14 protein-coding genes are annotated in these 15,007 nt (G+C 55.3%); 13 read left to right on the top strand and 1 reads right to left on the bottom strand.

Going from position 1 to position 15,007, the window contains the following annotated elements; genetic code table 11:
- Nucleotides 1–28: 28 nt before the first annotated feature.
- The 7 genes from CSA35_04720 to CSA35_04690 all read left to right on the top strand — a co-directional run bounded on the left by CSA35_04720 (nucleotide 29) and on the right by CSA35_04690 (nucleotide 7,297).
- Nucleotides 29–1,057, top strand: coding sequence for an N-acetylneuraminate synthase (locus CSA35_04720; protein PIE54678.1), 1,029 nt, complete (start codon nucleotides 29–31; stop codon nucleotides 1,055–1,057).
- A complete protein-coding gene (locus CSA35_04715; GenBank protein PIE54677.1) occupies nucleotides 1,058–1,762 on the top strand; it encodes a methionyl-tRNA formyltransferase in 705 nt (234 codons plus the stop codon). It begins immediately after the preceding gene.
- The gene (locus CSA35_04710) at nucleotides 1,755–2,438 is read left to right on the top strand and encodes a GlcNAc-PI de-N-acetylase (protein PIE54676.1); all 684 of its coding nucleotides are present in this window, start codon (nucleotides 1,755–1,757) and stop codon (nucleotides 2,436–2,438) included. The genes CSA35_04715 and CSA35_04710 overlap by 8 nt, the downstream gene beginning before the upstream one ends.
- Before the next feature lie 3 nt (nucleotides 2,439–2,441).
- The gene (gene pseH / locus CSA35_04705) at nucleotides 2,442–2,990 is read left to right on the top strand and encodes a UDP-4-amino-4,6-dideoxy-N-acetyl-beta-L-altrosamine N-acetyltransferase (GenBank protein PIE54675.1); all 549 of its coding nucleotides are present in this window, start codon (nucleotides 2,442–2,444) and stop codon (nucleotides 2,988–2,990) included.
- A 325-nt stretch (nucleotides 2,991–3,315) separates the two neighbouring features.
- A complete protein-coding gene (locus CSA35_04700) occupies nucleotides 3,316–4,305 on the top strand; it encodes a hypothetical protein (protein ID PIE54674.1) in 990 nt (329 codons plus the stop codon).
- Nucleotides 4,302–5,420: a UDP-4-amino-4,6-dideoxy-N-acetyl-beta-L-altrosamine transaminase gene (gene pseC / locus CSA35_04695; protein PIE54673.1), complete on the top strand. Its 1,119-nt coding sequence runs from the start codon at nucleotides 4,302–4,304 to the stop codon at nucleotides 5,418–5,420. The genes CSA35_04700 and pseC overlap by 4 nt, the downstream gene beginning before the upstream one ends.
- A 428-nt stretch (nucleotides 5,421–5,848) precedes the next feature.
- A complete protein-coding gene (locus CSA35_04690) occupies nucleotides 5,849–7,297 on the top strand; it encodes a hypothetical protein (protein PIE54672.1) in 1,449 nt (482 codons plus the stop codon).
- Here CSA35_04690 and CSA35_04685 read toward each other — a convergent pair.
- Nucleotides 7,251–8,456 carry a peptidase M20 gene (locus CSA35_04685; protein PIE54671.1) on the bottom strand — a complete coding sequence of 402 codons (1,206 nt, stop codon included), beginning with the start codon at nucleotides 8,454–8,456 and terminating at the stop codon, nucleotides 7,251–7,253. The two genes, CSA35_04690 and CSA35_04685, sit on opposite strands and share 47 nt — an antisense overlap.
- A gap of 414 nt (nucleotides 8,457–8,870) precedes the next feature.
- On the opposite strand from CSA35_04685, the gene CSA35_04680 reads away from it, so the two are divergent.
- From CSA35_04680 to CSA35_04655, 6 genes are all read left to right on the top strand, one after another.
- A complete protein-coding gene (locus CSA35_04680; GenBank protein PIE54670.1) occupies nucleotides 8,871–9,755 on the top strand; it encodes a 4-hydroxy-tetrahydrodipicolinate synthase in 885 nt (294 codons plus the stop codon).
- Nucleotides 9,752–10,405: a 4-hydroxy-tetrahydrodipicolinate reductase gene (locus CSA35_04675; protein PIE54669.1), complete on the top strand. Its 654-nt coding sequence runs from the start codon at nucleotides 9,752–9,754 to the stop codon at nucleotides 10,403–10,405. Before CSA35_04680 ends, CSA35_04675 begins: the two co-directional genes overlap by 4 nt.
- Nucleotides 10,384–11,082, top strand: coding sequence for a 2,3,4,5-tetrahydropyridine-2,6-dicarboxylate N-acetyltransferase (gene dapD / locus CSA35_04670; protein PIE54668.1), 699 nt, complete (start codon nucleotides 10,384–10,386; stop codon nucleotides 11,080–11,082). The genes CSA35_04675 and dapD overlap by 22 nt, the downstream gene beginning before the upstream one ends.
- A 2-nt stretch (nucleotides 11,083–11,084) precedes the next feature.
- The gene (locus CSA35_04665) at nucleotides 11,085–12,302 is read left to right on the top strand and encodes an aspartate kinase (GenBank protein PIE54667.1); all 1,218 of its coding nucleotides are present in this window, start codon (nucleotides 11,085–11,087) and stop codon (nucleotides 12,300–12,302) included.
- A 2-nt stretch (nucleotides 12,303–12,304) separates the two neighbouring features.
- Nucleotides 12,305–13,402 carry an aspartate aminotransferase family protein gene (locus CSA35_04660; GenBank protein PIE54666.1) on the top strand — a complete coding sequence of 366 codons (1,098 nt, stop codon included), beginning with the start codon at nucleotides 12,305–12,307 and terminating at the stop codon, nucleotides 13,400–13,402.
- Nucleotides 13,403–13,525: 123 nt separating this feature from the next.
- Nucleotides 13,526–14,956 (top strand): hypothetical protein, encoded by a 1,431-nt coding sequence (locus CSA35_04655; GenBank protein ID PIE54665.1) that lies wholly within the window; start codon nucleotides 13,526–13,528, stop codon nucleotides 14,954–14,956.
- Nucleotides 14,957–15,007: the final 51 nt, after the last annotated feature.

The following is a 15,007-nucleotide window of genomic DNA, read 5'->3' as shown; positions in this document are numbered from 1 at the left end:
TTTTTGAACAGTAAGGAGTGATGATATCGTGACCATCGAGCTGTCCGGCAGCAGACGAATCGGCGATGGCCATCCATGTTTTATCATCGCCGAGGTGGGGGCCAATCACAACCGCTCCTACGAGTTGGCCCTCCGTCACATCGACGCCGCTGTGACGGCTGGAGCCGACGCTGTCAAGTTTCAGATCTACTCGGCGGATACGATGTACTCCAAAAAGACACCCATGCACTCAGGGTATGACAAAGACCTTCACACTCTCATATCGGAGATAGAGACCCCCAGAGATTGGCTCCCAGGCTTGGCTGCCTACTGTCAGGAGAAGGGAATTCTTTTTTTTGCTACGCCGTTTGACCACCAGGCTATTGAGGAGTTGGACGAGGTGAGCGATTTTTTCAAGATCGCCTCTTTTGAACTGGTGGACCTGGATTTAATCGAGCACTGTGCGTCCAAGGGCAAGCCCATGATCGTTTCCACCGGTCTGGCGACCATGGCCGAGATCGAGGATGTCTACCGAGCCTGCAGGAAAGCCGGAAACGAGCAGGTGGTTTTTCTTCAATGTGCTTCGGCTTATCCAGCACCTCCCCACATCATGAACCTCCGCAGTATGGAGACCATTCGCAGGGCTTTCGGTACTTTGGTTGGCCTGTCGGATCACACGCCAGGGGTTCACGTGTCGGTGGCTGCCGTCGCCATGGGGGCGTCGGTGGTGGAGAAGCATTTTACGTTGGATCGAACCATGGAGGGGCCGGATCATCCTTTTGCCATCGAGCCCGATGAGCTCTTGGAGCTGGTTCGCCAGATTCGGGACGTAGAATCGGCCATGGGCGATGGCCGAAAGCTCGGTCCTTCTCAGGAGGAGATGGAGTTTTATCTCAAGGCTCGGCGTAGTCTGCACGCTGCTGCGGATATCCCCAGGGGGACGACTATCACCAGGGAGATGATCGTCTGCAAGAGGCCGGGGTATGGTATCGCACCCAAGCATCGGAATCTCGTGGTGGGACGAACTGCCGCCGTCGATATCGAAGCGGATCAGTGGATAACCTGGGAGATGGTGTAGGTGTCGTCTTTTGTGGTCTGTTCGAAGGGGGAGGGCGCACGTGAGGCGTTCCGCCGTTTTACCGTCGGACCATGGGCCGACGGGAGACATTGGTTTTTGATTAATAAACCTGAGGATCTGACAATCTCCTTTCTTCGGGAGGTGAGTCCCAGGTACGTATTTTTTCCACATTGGAGCTGGCTCGTCCCCGAGGATATCTGGTCCGAGTACGAGTGTGTCGTCTTTCATCTGGGAGATGTTCCCGACGGACGAGGCGGGAGTCCTATCCAAAACCATATTGCGAGAGGTCTCTATGACACTTTTTTGACGGCTCTGCGTATGAATGGTGGTCTCGACACTGGCCCTGTGTATGGAAAGTGGCCGATGTCCCTTCGGTGTGGGACTGTCGATGAGATTTTATCCGCTGTCATGTCGAAAATATTTGAAGAGATCATTCCATGGATGCTCTCGTCTTTTCCGGTTCCCCAGCCGCAAGAGGGAACCGGAGAGGTCTTCCCGAGGCGGACCGACTCCGATGGCGACATCTCTCAGCTGTCATCGCTTGAACAGCTTCACGATTGGATTCGCATGCTCGATGGAGAGGGCTACCCTCGGGCTTTCGCCGATTGTGGCCCCTTTCGGTTGCGATTTTCCAGAGCCAGACAGGAAACGCACCAGGTCGTTTCTGACGTCTTTTTTTCCATAAGGGAGGATGATCATGAATAGATCTGCGTTGGTGGTCGCCGCTCACCCCGATGATGAGGTTTTGGGCTGTGGGGGAACTATGGCTCGTTTGGCCGATGATGGCTGGGATGTGGATGTGCTGATCCTGGGCGAGGGAATAACGTCCCGTGATGGTATCCGAGACGCTCAGAAACACGTTCAAGATCTGGAGATGTTGAAGGAGACGGCTCAAAGGGCCAACAGCGTTTTAGGGGTTCGGGATGTCCTCTTTGGCGACCTGCCGGACAATCGCTTCGATATCGTTCCTTTGCTGGATGTGGTCAAGATCGTTGAGAGATGCGTGGATGATCGCTGTCCCACTATGGTTTTTACTCATTACGAGGGAGACCTGAATGTGGATCATCGGGTGACGGTTCGGGCCGTGAAGACGGCGACACGCCCGATGAGAGGTTGTCCTGTTGTCGAGGTCCTTTCTTTCTCTGTCCTCTCGTCCACCGAGTGGAATTTTGGAGCCTCTGTCTATGCACCACAGGTGTTTTACGACATTTCCACAACCCTGGAGAGAAAAAAACAGGCCATGGCCGCCTATACAGGAGAACTTCGGGAATGGCCTCACCCTCGGTCGTTACCGGCCATAGAACATGAGGCTCGTGGAAGGGGCTCTGTTATCGGCGGTGATGCCGCTGAGGGGTTTGTCCTCCTGCGGTCTGTGAGGTGAAAGATGGAGTTTTTTGATCTGTGGTCTCCAGCGGTGTCTACTGAGACCAGAAGTTTACTTCGAATATGGCGTAATCGAGATGATGTTCGTTCCCAGATGGTGAACGATAAGGAGATTTCCGAAGAAGAACACCGACAATGGCTGGATCGTCTGCGAAACAAAGAGGTTTTTTCTGATGTTCGGGTCGCTCACGTGAACGGTATCCCCATGGGAATCATCGCTCTGTCTTCCATCGACATTCACGCAGGCAGCGCTTCATGGAGCATGTATATCGGGGAGTCTGCTTTTCGAGGCCAGGGGTACTCGGGTGCTATGGTTGATGAGGTTATTCGTTGGGGGTTTGATGAACTGAGACTTCGTCGCCTCTATACGTCAGTTCTCTCAACCAACGAGAGGGCTTTCGTTCAGTATCTTCGTCGAGGTTTTCGTCTGGAGGGGTGTTGGCGTGAGCATTTGATTCGCTCCGACAGCGGGAAAACTGTGGACTTGTATTGGCTCGGCATGTTGCGATCTGAGTGGTGTCGTACCAAAGCTTGTACACGTAGCCAATAACAGGCACGGTCTTTTGTGCAGTTGTGTTTCTCGAAGGAAAAGAGGACGTGAACCGAACAATCTGTTCCTTCGTGTTAAAATGTAAGGGTCCTAAAAGGAAGAAGCTTGACGTTTTCCCCAATGCCTCCGTGATTTTGGGTACGGAAGAGAGCTGTTGAGGTTGTACCATAGGACACGTGGGAATCTCTGTATGCTCGGCTTGAGAAAGCATCGTCCCTGCTTTTAGCAGGGAGGTGGAGTGGGGTTGTGCTTCCTAATATGTCTTCCGAGGCACAGAGTTTTAGTTGAGGTTTCTCTGAAGCCAGAAGAAAGAAAACGAGGTGTCATGAGGGGTATCATTCTCGCTGACGGCGGTCCCGAGGTGGGGGGGGGGCACCTGAGTCGGTGTCGATCTCTGGCTTGTGCTGCTCGGGATATGGATATGACTGTTCGATGGGTTGTTCCCACTGAGGTCTCCTCGTCGATGAGGAACGGGGATGTCTTTCGGGCCGTGGAGTCCTTTTCCGTATCGGAGCTCGAGCCTGCTTTGGAGCAGCTGTATGTCGATCGTGGAAATCTGGTGATCGCTGACGGCTATCGTTTCTCCGCCGATGCCTTGGCGTGGCTGGGAGAACGGTATTTTCTGACGGTCGTCGACGATTACCGCCATCTTCCTGTGGAACGGTGGGCCTCGGCGGTCCTGAACTACAACCTGGGGGCTGAAAATATCCCCTATGGGCTCGGGGCGTCGTTGTTGCTGGGGCCAGGCTATGTCCCACTTCGGCCTTCTTTTCGGGATGCTTCGCCCCGAGATGACGGTTTCGTCTTTTTTGTGGCTGGTGCGTCCGATATTGCTGGGGCTACGTCAGGCCTTGTTTCGTGGTATGGCTCGGACTGGCCGCCTGTGACAGTGGTGGTGGGACCTTTCGTCTCGGGGGTGATGATCGATTCCATTCGCGAGACTGCCGCGGATAAGCCAGGCTTGTCGGTTCTTGTGGCGCCTGATAATTTTGAGGTGCTCATGGCTCGGGCGTCAGCGGTGGTCTGTACGTCGAGCGTGACGTGTTATGAGGCTCTGGCGTTGAACAAGCCTGTGGTCGTTTTTCAGGTTGCGGAGAACCAGAGGGCTATCGGTATGTCCTTGAGCGATCTTGGTTGGGGACAAAGCCTTGGATGGTGGAGTGACGTGTCTGCAAAAGGTCTTTTGGGGGCCCTCGAAAGGGCGGTTCCGCCACCTCCGGGATGTGTCCCCGTCGACGGGGCTCGTAGGGCAATCGAGGAGTTGTCGGCTTTGGCCGGTTTGTCGCAAATTTCGACGAGGAGGACTGGGCTTTGATTCCCTACGGACATCAGTGTGTCGACGACGACGATATCGCTGCTGTGACGGCTGTTTTGAGGGGCGAGTGGCTCACTCAGGGGCCTGCGGTGGAGGCTTTTGAGGCGGGGCTGTGTAACGCCACAGGGGCTCGACATGTCGTGGCTTTTTCCAGCGGGACAGCCGCCCTTCATGGGGCTATGTACGCTGCCGGGGTTGGCACGGGAGACGAGGTTATCACGACGCCTCTGACGTTTGCCGCGACGGCGAATGCCGCTCTGTATCAGGGAGGACGACCGGTTTTTGCCGATGTGGACGCCGATACGGGATGTCTTGATCCCGACGAGGTTTTTGCGAAACTCTCCTCGGCGGTGAAGGTGATCGCTCCCGTGAGTTACAGCGGTTTTCCCGTCGATATAGTGCCTTTCATTGAGATGGCCCGGTCCGTGGGGGCTTTGGTCGTTGAGGATGGATGCCACGCTCTGGGAGCTCGGCGCGGAGGACGTGCGGTTGGGCAGGAGGCCGATATGACGGTCTTCAGTTTCCACCCGGTGAAGCACATCACCACCGGCGAGGGGGGGGCAGTCGTGACCGACGATCCTTCGTTGGCAGAGAGGCTTCGGTTGTTTCGCTCTCACGGGATCACCAAAGATCCTGTGGTTATGGAGAATCCCGACGGTCCGTGGGCTAATCAGATGATGGATCTGGGATACAATTACCGTCTCAGTGATATTCAGTGCGCCTTGGGGCTCAGCCAGTTGTCTAAGCTGGATCGGTTTTTGGAGGAGCGCCGGGCTGTGGCATATCGGTATGACCGTGATTTGTCGGCCCTGCCGGGATGCGTTTTGCCGCAGGCTCATCCTGGCCATGGTTATCACCTGTATTCCTTTCGAGTTCCGCCAGAGGCTCGAAAGGAGCTCTTCATCCATCTTCGGGAGCTGGGTATCTGGGTTCAGGTCCATTATGCACCCGTTCATCTCCATCCCTATTACCAAAGACGTTTCGGGTATCGCCCCGGCGATTTTCCCAAGGCCGAACGATTTTCGTCGATGGAGATTTCCCTGCCGATCTACGTGGGGTTGTCTCCTGAGGATCAGGATCGGGTGACGAAGGCGATTCGAGTATGGTTCTCGTAGGAGTATTTTGAGACCGCGAAACTCCTGAGAACGACATGTTCGAGAGGCTTTCGTATCGTTCGGAGGTGTTGAATACACGGAGATCACCAGTGCCATAGAGATTTTTGTCCTGGTTTTCACTCTGATGAAAGACGAAGTTCCGTACAGAAGCCTCGAAAGCAGAATAAAAACACCTCAGAGAATTTCGGAGCGTCGAGTTCGTTCAGGTGCAGCGCATTGAGAACGCGGTTCAGCTGTGAATTCGAGGAGACTTTCAAGCTTGACGAAGACGTTCCAAGGTCGATGTGTCAGAGCGTAACATGCGAATCAAGAATTTTGTTTTTAAATTCATAAGGTGATATAGCTCTCATAGAGCGATTCCGGGGCATTTTAAGGTAATTTTACTCTCCAAGAGATAACAGCGACGATGCTGGCAGCAAAAAACTGGTATGCTTGTCCACTTGTGTGGATCTAAACACCTCAATCGTAAGTTTATCGAATTAAAAATAAGATTAGATCAGGGAATGAGACAATTCTCGTTTTTTGGGCTGAATGCCACGAACTTGTCTGGCCTGGGGTTTATCACAATTCCCTGCCGTGGAGGTGTATTGGTGGCGTTATATGTGGCGACAGTGGATGCGTTAGAGCCTGGTATGGCTATCGGTCAGGCGGTCTTTAACTCGGGGACGACTCCCTTGGTCGTTGAGGGTACGGTTTTGTCCTGGGATCTGATCGCTTCTCTCCGAAAACACGGTATCACTCAGGTCATGATCAGAGAGACATCGAATAGAAAGAGCGATGCTCCTATCTTGCTTGTGTCTGAGGAGAGAAAACAGGAAGGTCGTCGTAAGGTCGATCGAGTTTTCTCAAACGTTTTGAAACACATGAGGCTCTCAGATCAGGATTTGGAGTCCCTCCTTCACTTAGTTTCTGCTGTTGTGAGGGATTTAGAGCAAAATAACGAGAAGCTTCTGGGAAGCCTGGAAGCCATTTCCAACATGGACAAGGTAACCTATGACCATTGTTGGTCTGTGGCGGTTTTGTCTCTGGCTTTGTATCAGGAGGCTGTGGAGGCTGCCTGGCTTCCTGTTGGAAACTTTCAGGATGCCGTTAACGTGGGGTTGGGGGCCGTTCTTCACGATATTGGCAAGCTCTGCATCTCTCCTGATATTCTGAACAAGACCGGACCTCTAAACGAGGCTGAATGGGAGGAGATGAGGCTACATTCTTGGTATGGAGCGGAGCTGCTTCGCTCTCACCCCAATATCATGCCGATGGTTCGGGGGATCGTGCTCCATCACCATCAGCGGATGGACGGGACGGGCTACGGGCCCAGGAACAAGGGGAATATCCTCTCTGGTGAGGATATTCCCAGAGTCGTTCGCTTGGTGACTGTTGCCGATATGTACGATGCTTTGGCATCAGACCGTCCCTATCGTCCAGGATTGGGTCCGTGGGAGGTTCTTCGGGTTATGGCTGAGAATGTCGGGAGTATGCTCGACCCCATAGCTTTCTCTCTGTTAGAGCAGCTGGTGGTGCCGTTCCCACCCGGATGTTTTGTGCTTTTCCATTCTGGTGACATCTGTATCGTCACCCGATCCGGTCGCTCCAATCGCCGAACGACGGCTGGTGAGCCCTGGGCTCGGGTTTTGGCCATGACAGCGCTCCGAAAGGATCGATATCTCGGGGATCTTTTTAAATTCTCACTTGATGAGGTCCTCTTCGGGGCCTCCAGCGTATCGGGCATCGTCTTAAGGATGGTGCAAGAGCGTAAAAAGGGGTTCGTCCCGATGACTCCATGGCCGAATCCTCGTGAATGGCTCGTACATCATGAATGGAAAAACCATTTCGTTAAGGCTTTTTCAAAGGCCTACCGCCAGGAGTTCTCCCGGAAATAAGGCGAAGGGTGGCTTTCGCCAGTATGCTGGCTCCCAGAGGAAGTGCTGATTCGTCCAGGTCAAATCGTGGACTGTGAAGGGGAGCTGTGATCCCCTGGGCTTCGTTTCGAATCCCAAGGGTGAAGTAACATGACGGGATGATTTGGGCGAAGTAGGCGAAGTCGTCCACTCCCATGGATGGCCGATCCACTGGCACGACGTTCTGTGTTCCCAAGATCTCCCGTGCGCACCCCTCGACGACGGCGCATACCTGGGGGTTGTTATCCAGAGTGGGATAGCTTCGGGCAAACTGAATATTTGCCGATGCCCCAAGAGCTTTTGGTATGGCTGTCGCTGTCGTCCGAACCTGCTCTTTGATCCGTTCCCTCAACTCTCCACCGACGCTCCTGATGATCCCTTCCAGCCGAACTTCCTCAGCAACAACGTTTCTTCCAGTTCCCCCATGAAAGGAGCCCACGGTTACCACGGCTGAGTCTGTAGGATCGGTTCGACGGCTCACGATGTGTTGAAGTGCCGTTACGGTCTGACAGGCTACGGCGATGGTGTCGATTCCCTTGTGGGGTTCGGCTCCATGGCAGCCGATTCCCCGGATAGTGAGGTCGAAGGTATCCGAGGCGGCCATTGCCGTTCCTCTATTGACGCCGATGGTTCCTGCAGGAAGATCTGGGTTGACATGAAGGGCTAAAGCCGCTGAGGGAGCTCTCTCCCCCCAGAGATCGTCGTCTATCATTGGCTGAGCTCCCCCGGTTGTCTCCTCCGCTGGTTGGAAAGCCAAGAGAGCTCGCCCGTTAAAATTCTCCCGCTGACGGGTCAACATTCTCGCGGCTCCCAGGAGGCAAGCTACATGACCATCGTGACCACAGCCGTGCATACGTCCCGGGATTTCCGACGAATAGGGGTGAGCTGTTTCTTCATGAATGGGCAATCCGTCCATATCGGCTCGAAGGAGCACGATTGGGCCTGATCTTGATCCGTCGATCCATGCGGCAATCCCGCTTCCGGCACATCGTCTGTGGGGGATGTTCATCGCCGTCAACTCGTTTTCGACCAGAGCGACGGTTTCGTCGAGGTCGAAGTCCAGCTCAGGGCGGCGGTGAATTTTTCTGCGGATGTTCACGATCCATGATTCTAACTCCAGGGCCTCTTTCAGAATGTCCACTCCTCATCACCTCAATCCTTAAGGTACGTTGACGCTGTAAAAGTCTTGATCTATAATTTTTGCGCAATACACAGGGCCTGATACAGAGTACACAAGCATAACGCAGGACGTGTTGAATCGGAAGCCCCCGAACAGGATGGAGACGAACAACAAGAGGTTCGGACACTGTCAAGGTGTCCAATCACGGTAGAAACGCAGCTTCAAACCCGTCCTCTAACGTGAGGTGCGGGTTTTTTTCGTCGGTTCGATGTATCATGATAGTGTCGAAGTATCCAAACTATTTAAGGGAACCTCTAAAAACTCAGAAACTCGCCTCAGGTCGTTTGGGCGAGACAGGGCTCTGGCGGAACGACCTGAGGCTGGGAGACTCGAATGTGGTTTTTTTAGGGGTGCCCATAAGGAGGACTCAAGAGCATGTTCAGAGGCACCGGCACGGCGCTTGTTACCCCTTTTGCTGAAAAGGGTGTGGATTATAAGGTGTTTCAGCGATTGATCGATGTACAGATCGATAGCGGTGTTCAGGGGCTCATTGTCCTTGGCACTACGGGGGAGGCTCCCACGGTCACGGATAAGGAACGAGACGAGATTGTCTCCTTCTCTGTGAGAGCCTCTGCCGGTCGGATTCCGGTGATCGTGGGAACCGGAGCCAACAGTACGGAACACACTGTAGAGCTGAGTCGACGGGCCTGCGATCTTGGCGCCGACGGTATCTTAGTTGTTACTCCCTACTATAACAAGCCAACTCAGGAGGGGCTGTTTCGCCATTTCGAGACGGTCGCCAGGGCGGTTCCGATCCCCATAATCGTGTATAACGTGCCCGGGCGAACCGGGTGTACTATCCTTCCCGAGACGGTAGCTCGCCTCGCTGAGATCGAAAACGTGGTGGGAATCAAGGAGGCTTCCGGCGATTTGTCTCAGGTTGATGAACTTATCCGGCGCCTCAAGGCTCTGCGCCCGGACTTTTTGGTCTACTCAGGCAACGATGATCAGGCTTTTCACGTGGGGTGTAGCGGCGGCGACGGGGTTATATCGGTGTTGTCCAACGTGGTCCCCAGGGAGACGGTCTCCATGATGAACGCGTGTCTCGCCGGGGAGCTGGCCGCTGCCCGGGACGCTCACATGAGGCTGTTCCCCCTGATGAAGGCTCTTTTCGTGGAGACCAATCCCATTCCGGTGAAGTATGCTGTCTTCGCACTTGGGCTCTGCGGTCCAGAGATTCGTCTTCCCCTGGTTCAGGCCTCTCAGGGAACTCGAGATCGAGTGGATTCATGTCTGGCCGATTTGAGGCTTCTGTCGTGAAGTACGGGATCATGGGTGCCTCAGGGCGCATGGGGAAGGAACTGCTGAAGGTTTTCGGTCCCGAGAACTGTGTCCTCTCTGTCTCTCTTGAGGGCGAGGATGTTCGAGGAGAGCCTCAGGTCATGCTGGATTTTTCCCGGCCTCAGGCCTTGGCTCGATCCGTCGAGCTGTGTGAGCGATACGGCGCTGCCTTGGTGGTTGGAACCACCGCTTTGGATGAGAAGCATTTTGAGATGCTTCAGGAGCTGGCTCGTTGGGTTCCCGTAGTTCAGGGATATAATTTTTCGATGGGTATCGGGATTCTTCGGGAGATCCTTCGTCAGTACGCTCCCGCCTTGTCAGAGTGGGATGCGGAGGTCGTGGAGGCCCATCACGTCCATAAGGTTGATGCTCCGTCTGGGACGGCTATCCGTCTTGGAGAGGCCGTAGGGCGTGAGTGTCCGACCCACTCCCTTCGTCTGGGTGGGGTGCCAGGAGATCATTCGGTGATTTTTGCCAATCAGGGGGAAGTGCTTTCCTTCAGCCATCGGGCTGTCTCCCGGGGGGTCTTCGCTCTTGGGGCTCTTAAGGCCGCTGCGTTTGCCCTGGAACAGGATCCTGGGTTCTACTGTTTTGAGGAGGTCGTCGCATGCGCACTGAAGAGGTCATAGGCCTTATCCGAGATTCGGTCAAACGAACCCCCGTGACCGTCTATCTCTCCGGTCGTCTGGGCGGGATCGACTGGGGAGGACTTCGCTTCGTCGGGGGACGGGATTTTGGGGTGCTCAAGGGCGATAGATCCGCTGTGATGGCCGCTTTGGATGCCAATGCTGCCTTTGTAGACGACTTCGAAATGGAGGTCTGTGCTAGGAATTCGGCGATTCCCCTGGCCGATCTCAATCGATATGACGCTCGAATCGAGCCAGGGGCCGTTATCCGGGATATGGTGGAGATCGGCCGAGGGGCGGTCGTGATGATGGGGGCGGTCATCAATATCGGTGCCGTTATCGGTGCCGGCACCATGATCGACATGAACGCCGTCCTTGGCGGTCGGGCCACGGTGGGGGCCAATTGCCATATTGGAGCCGGTGCCGTCCTGGCTGGTGTTATTGAACCTCCAAGCGCTTTGCCCGTCGTGATTGAGGACAACGTGCTCGTCGGTGCCAACGCCGTGATTTTCGAGGGCGTTCGGGTGGGAGCCGGTGCCGTAGTTGCGGCTGGGGCTATCGTGACGAAGGACGTCCCCCCTGGTGTGGTGGTGGCGGGTATCCCGGCTAAGGTTGTCAAGGACGTTGACGACAGAACGGCTGATAAAACCCGGATCGTCGCCGATCTTCGGGAGCTGTAGTCATGGGGTTGGTGGTTCAGAAATATGGCGGATCTTCGGTGGCTACTGCTGACCACATCCGTCAGGTGGCTCGTCGGGTGGCCGATCGTGTCGTTCAGGGGGATCGCCTCGCGGTGGTGGTCTCTGCTATGGGCAAGACCACAGATGCCTTGATCGCCATGGCCAACTCGGTTTGCGCGGCTCCGTCTCCTCGGGAGATGGATGCCCTGTTGGCGACGGGGGAGCAGGCTTCGGCGGCTCTTCTGAGCATGGCTCTTCAGGATCTTGGGTTTTCGGCTGTCTCTCTGAACGCTTTCCAGTTGGGATTGCAGACTACGGAGCGCCATTGCGATGCTCGGGTGGTTGATCTGGACCTCAGCCGTCTTCAGGAAGCCCACGAAACGGTTCAGGTTGTGGTGATCACCGGCTTTCAGGGGCTCTCTCCACAGGGCGATTTGACGACCTTGGGGAGAGGGGGCTCGGACACGTCGGCGATCGCTGTAGCGGCGAAGCTCCAGGTTCCCTGCGAGATATACAGTGACGTTGAGGGAATTTACTCCTGCGATCCCCGAATTGCTCCAGACGCGCTCAAGCTTCCGTATGTGGTATACGATGAGATGCTGGAGATGGCCGCTCTCGGTGCAAAGGTCCTTCACGCCAGGGGAGTGGAGATCGCTAAAAAATACGGTGTGGAGATCTATTGCGGTTCCAGCTTTACCGAAAGGGAGGGAACCAGGGTGGTGAAGGCGCTTCCTGAGTGGATGGAACAGCCAGTGGTTACTGGCATTGCGGTGGACATGGACCAGATGAAGGTCACGATCCAGGGCCTTGACGATGGCGTGGAGGTCCTGAGTCGCCTGTTCGGAGGGCTGGCCGAGGACGGTGTGAACGTGGATATGATATCCACGGTCTCCGCTGACGGAAAAAACGCGATCACCTTTTCCGTGGTCTCGGGGCATATCGGCCTTGTTCGTTCATCAGTTCGCCAAGGACTGAGCGGAATTGACGGGTGGTCCCTGTCTGACGATGAGACCGTCGCCAAGGTCTCCGCTGTGGGGGTAGGCATGAAGACCAGTTTTGGCGTCGCATCTCGATTCTACTCCGCTTTGGACCGTGCTGGCGTCCCCGTTCTGGGAACCACGACCTCGGAGATCAAAATATCCGTGCTCGTACCAAGGGATCGTGCCGGAGAGGCGGCTCGGGCCTTGGTCGCCGAGTTCGACCGGGGGCAACGGGACTGACGATGCTGGTGCCCCTGTATAATTTCCTCCCTTTACGTGTGACTCGGGCTCACGGAATCTGGATTGAGACCGATCAGGGGACGTACCTGGACTGCTACGCCGGTATCGGCGTCATGGCTATGGGACATTCCTACGGCCCGACGCTGGAGGCTCTCCAGAAAAAGGCCGAGCGTCACTTACACCTGAGCAATTACTTTCAGGATCAGGATGCTTTGCTCCTGGCCCGGATGGTTTTAGAGCTGGACGGACGAGACGGCCAGGTGCTCTTTGCCAATTCGGGTTCTGAGGCCATCGAGGCCGCGATCAAGGCGGTGAAGTGCCTGAGAAAAGGAGCTATAGTGGCCTTCCGCGGTAACTTTCACGGTCGGACCTGCGGGGCCCTTTCCCTTACCTGGAGTCCCGGGCTTCGTGAGCCCTTTGGGGCCCTTCTTCCCGACGTGACGTTTTTGCCGCCCGAGGGGAAAGCCCTTCGGGCGTTCTGTCAGGAGCACAAGGTGGCGGCGGTCTTTCTGGAGGCCGTTCAAGGGCATGGCGGTGTGGTTCCCTGTTCCGACGAACTGGCCTCGGAGCTGGAGCGCCTTCATGTTGAGGGTCGGTTCCTGTTGGTGGCTGACGAAATCCAATGCGGACTGGGACGGAGCGGACGGGGATTCGGCTATCAACTTTTTGGCCTGAGCCCCGATCTGGTGGCGTTGGGGAAGGCACTTGGGGGTGGTTTGCCTTTGGGGGGGCTGATGATCTTTGGTCACGCCCCCTTTTCCCCTGGGAGTCACGGCTCGACTTTTGCTCCCAATCCTCTTGCTCTGGCGGCGGGGGTGCCGGTTCTTCGGGCCTTGAGACCGGAGTTCCTGGCGGAGGTCACCCGAAAGGGACAGAGGCTTATGGAGGGGCTTGGAGGGCTTCCCTGGGTTCGGTCGGTTCGGGGACGGGGGCTTATGGTAGCGGCCTGTACCGACGACGCTTTGGCTGTTCGTGAGGCTGCATTTCGTCGAAAGGTTCTGTTGAACGTCACCGGTGACGTGGTCCGCTTCCTTCCGGCTCTGAACATCTCGGACGCTGAGCTGGATCGAATGCTGGAGTGTCTGGATTTTTCCTTATAAGGGGCGTGGTCTCTTGAGAGCCTGGGCAACGGCTGTGCTCACAAAATATGGCCTGAAAGGACTCTCTTGCGATACAATAAGAATGTGCATCAAAAATACCTACAGATGAAGGGGGAGATCCCCTTGGCTCCAGAGAGGGTCCTGAATGCCGTGTTGAGGCGGTGGAAGAAGAATGAGCTCATTCACCTCCTGTGTTCCGAGTTCTCGAAGGATGTCTCAACGTACAAAGAGCTTCTGGGCTCCCAGGAACGAGAGGACCGAATCCAGAGTCGAAAGATCTGGATTTCCATGTCTGATCGATACTGGCAGTTATTCCGGGAGATCGTGGTAAGTATGATCAAGGAAGCTCCTGATGCCCTCACTTTTAGCCCCGAGGAGAGGCTTCTTTTAGACTGCGGCTTTCTCTCGCCATCCGTTACGCCGTTTAACGAGGCTCTTACGCCGTGGCTGAATCAACCTGTTCCCGACGATATGTTTCAATACCTGAGCCTCTCCGACTTTTGGGCGGAGAAATACGGTGTTTTGTACAACAAGGATTGCCGAACCGGGGAAGACCGCTTTGCCCCTCAGCTTCAGGTATATCGCGATCGGCTGCACGGGACGTGCCGTCGGGTTCTTATCACTTTACGGGCCTTACTTCCTCAGATCCCCGACTGTCCTAAGGAGAAGGCCGATGACCTCATCTCCAAACTGGATAAAAACCTGGCTCCTTTCCTGGAACGGTATATGCGAACTCGACATTTTCGGGAGATGAAAAAGAAGGAACACGATGAGACCGTCGATCGGGCTAATGCTTTCTCTTTCGCAATGAAGGAAATTGAATCCCTGCTCCGGCAGGCAGTTCGGTACGTAGAGGGATTTGGAGAGAACGAACGGAAGAGGATCAGGAGGATCTTGGGCGAGATGGTCTTTATCGGGACTGTGGCCATTCATTGTCGGAACGAACTTGAGCGCTGGGATCGAAACAGGGCCCGAAACGCCGCTAAGTACGAGGCCGAGACGGACGGGGAGCGATTGGTTCAAATCGATGAAGCTCTCAAGAACAAGCGAGAGCTGGTCGGGCAGATGGCCTGTATAGCGAGACTGGATACCTCTCCTCTCTGCCAGAACGCCTGTCAGGCTCCCCTGTCCTTTGCCCAGATCTCCGAGCTGCTGAATCGCTTGGTCCCTCTGGACGAGGCTATGCTTCGAGTTCCCCGGGTACGTATGCACGGTATCCCCAAGGTGGTTGTGACGCCGGGATGTGGGTATGGCACGTACGACTGGACCGACAACACCCTTTTGTTGCCTTTGTTCCCTCATCACAGCGTTGAAAGGACTGTGACCTATGCTTTGGCGACGTTCAGGTGGGATGCCGACGAGGATCGAGAGTTCAAGAATACCTACGAGCTTCTCAAGGAAAATCGCGGCAAGTCCATTAAAAGCCTGGCCTTGTCCTTCTCCAACGATTATTCTCTGTGGCTTACCAAGGAACGCTACGGCTTTCGGGTGCTCCCTCGGGAGGTTCGGGAGTGGTTTAAGACTAAATTCGATTCTGAGGGGATTCTCTCGTGATGTTATCTCTTCCGGTTGGTTGGCACGGTCAGAGTATGCGCTTTGTTCGGT

The organism is Dethiosulfovibrio peptidovorans (genome assembly GCA_002748665.1).
GTDB lineage: Bacteria > Synergistota > Synergistia > Synergistales > Dethiosulfovibrionaceae > Dethiosulfovibrio > Dethiosulfovibrio peptidovorans_A.
Note: the sequence above shows the minus strand (reverse complement) of the source record. Positions and strands in the feature narration are given on the sequence as shown.

Bases quoted from the DNA above. Each gene is read 5' to 3' on its own strand.
- dapD (PIE54668.1), top strand. From the start codon at position 10,384: ATGCGCACTGAAGAGGTCATAGGCCTTATCCGAGATTCGGTCAAACGA.
- CSA35_04690 (PIE54672.1), top strand. From the start codon at position 5,849: ATGCTTGTCCACTTGTGTGGATCTAAACACCTCAATCGTAAGTTTATC.
- CSA35_04680 (PIE54670.1), top strand. From the start codon at position 8,871: ATGTTCAGAGGCACCGGCACGGCGCTTGTTACCCCTTTTGCTGAAAAG.
- CSA35_04660 (PIE54666.1), top strand. From the start codon at position 12,305: ATGCTGGTGCCCCTGTATAATTTCCTCCCTTTACGTGTGACTCGGGCT.
- CSA35_04710 (PIE54676.1), top strand. From the start codon at position 1,755: ATGAATAGATCTGCGTTGGTGGTCGCCGCTCACCCCGATGATGAGGTT.
- CSA35_04700 (PIE54674.1), top strand. From the start codon at position 3,316: ATGAGGGGTATCATTCTCGCTGACGGCGGTCCCGAGGTGGGGGGGGGG.
- CSA35_04665 (PIE54667.1), top strand. From the start codon at position 11,085: ATGGGGTTGGTGGTTCAGAAATATGGCGGATCTTCGGTGGCTACTGCT.
- pseH (PIE54675.1), top strand. From the start codon at position 2,442: ATGGAGTTTTTTGATCTGTGGTCTCCAGCGGTGTCTACTGAGACCAGA.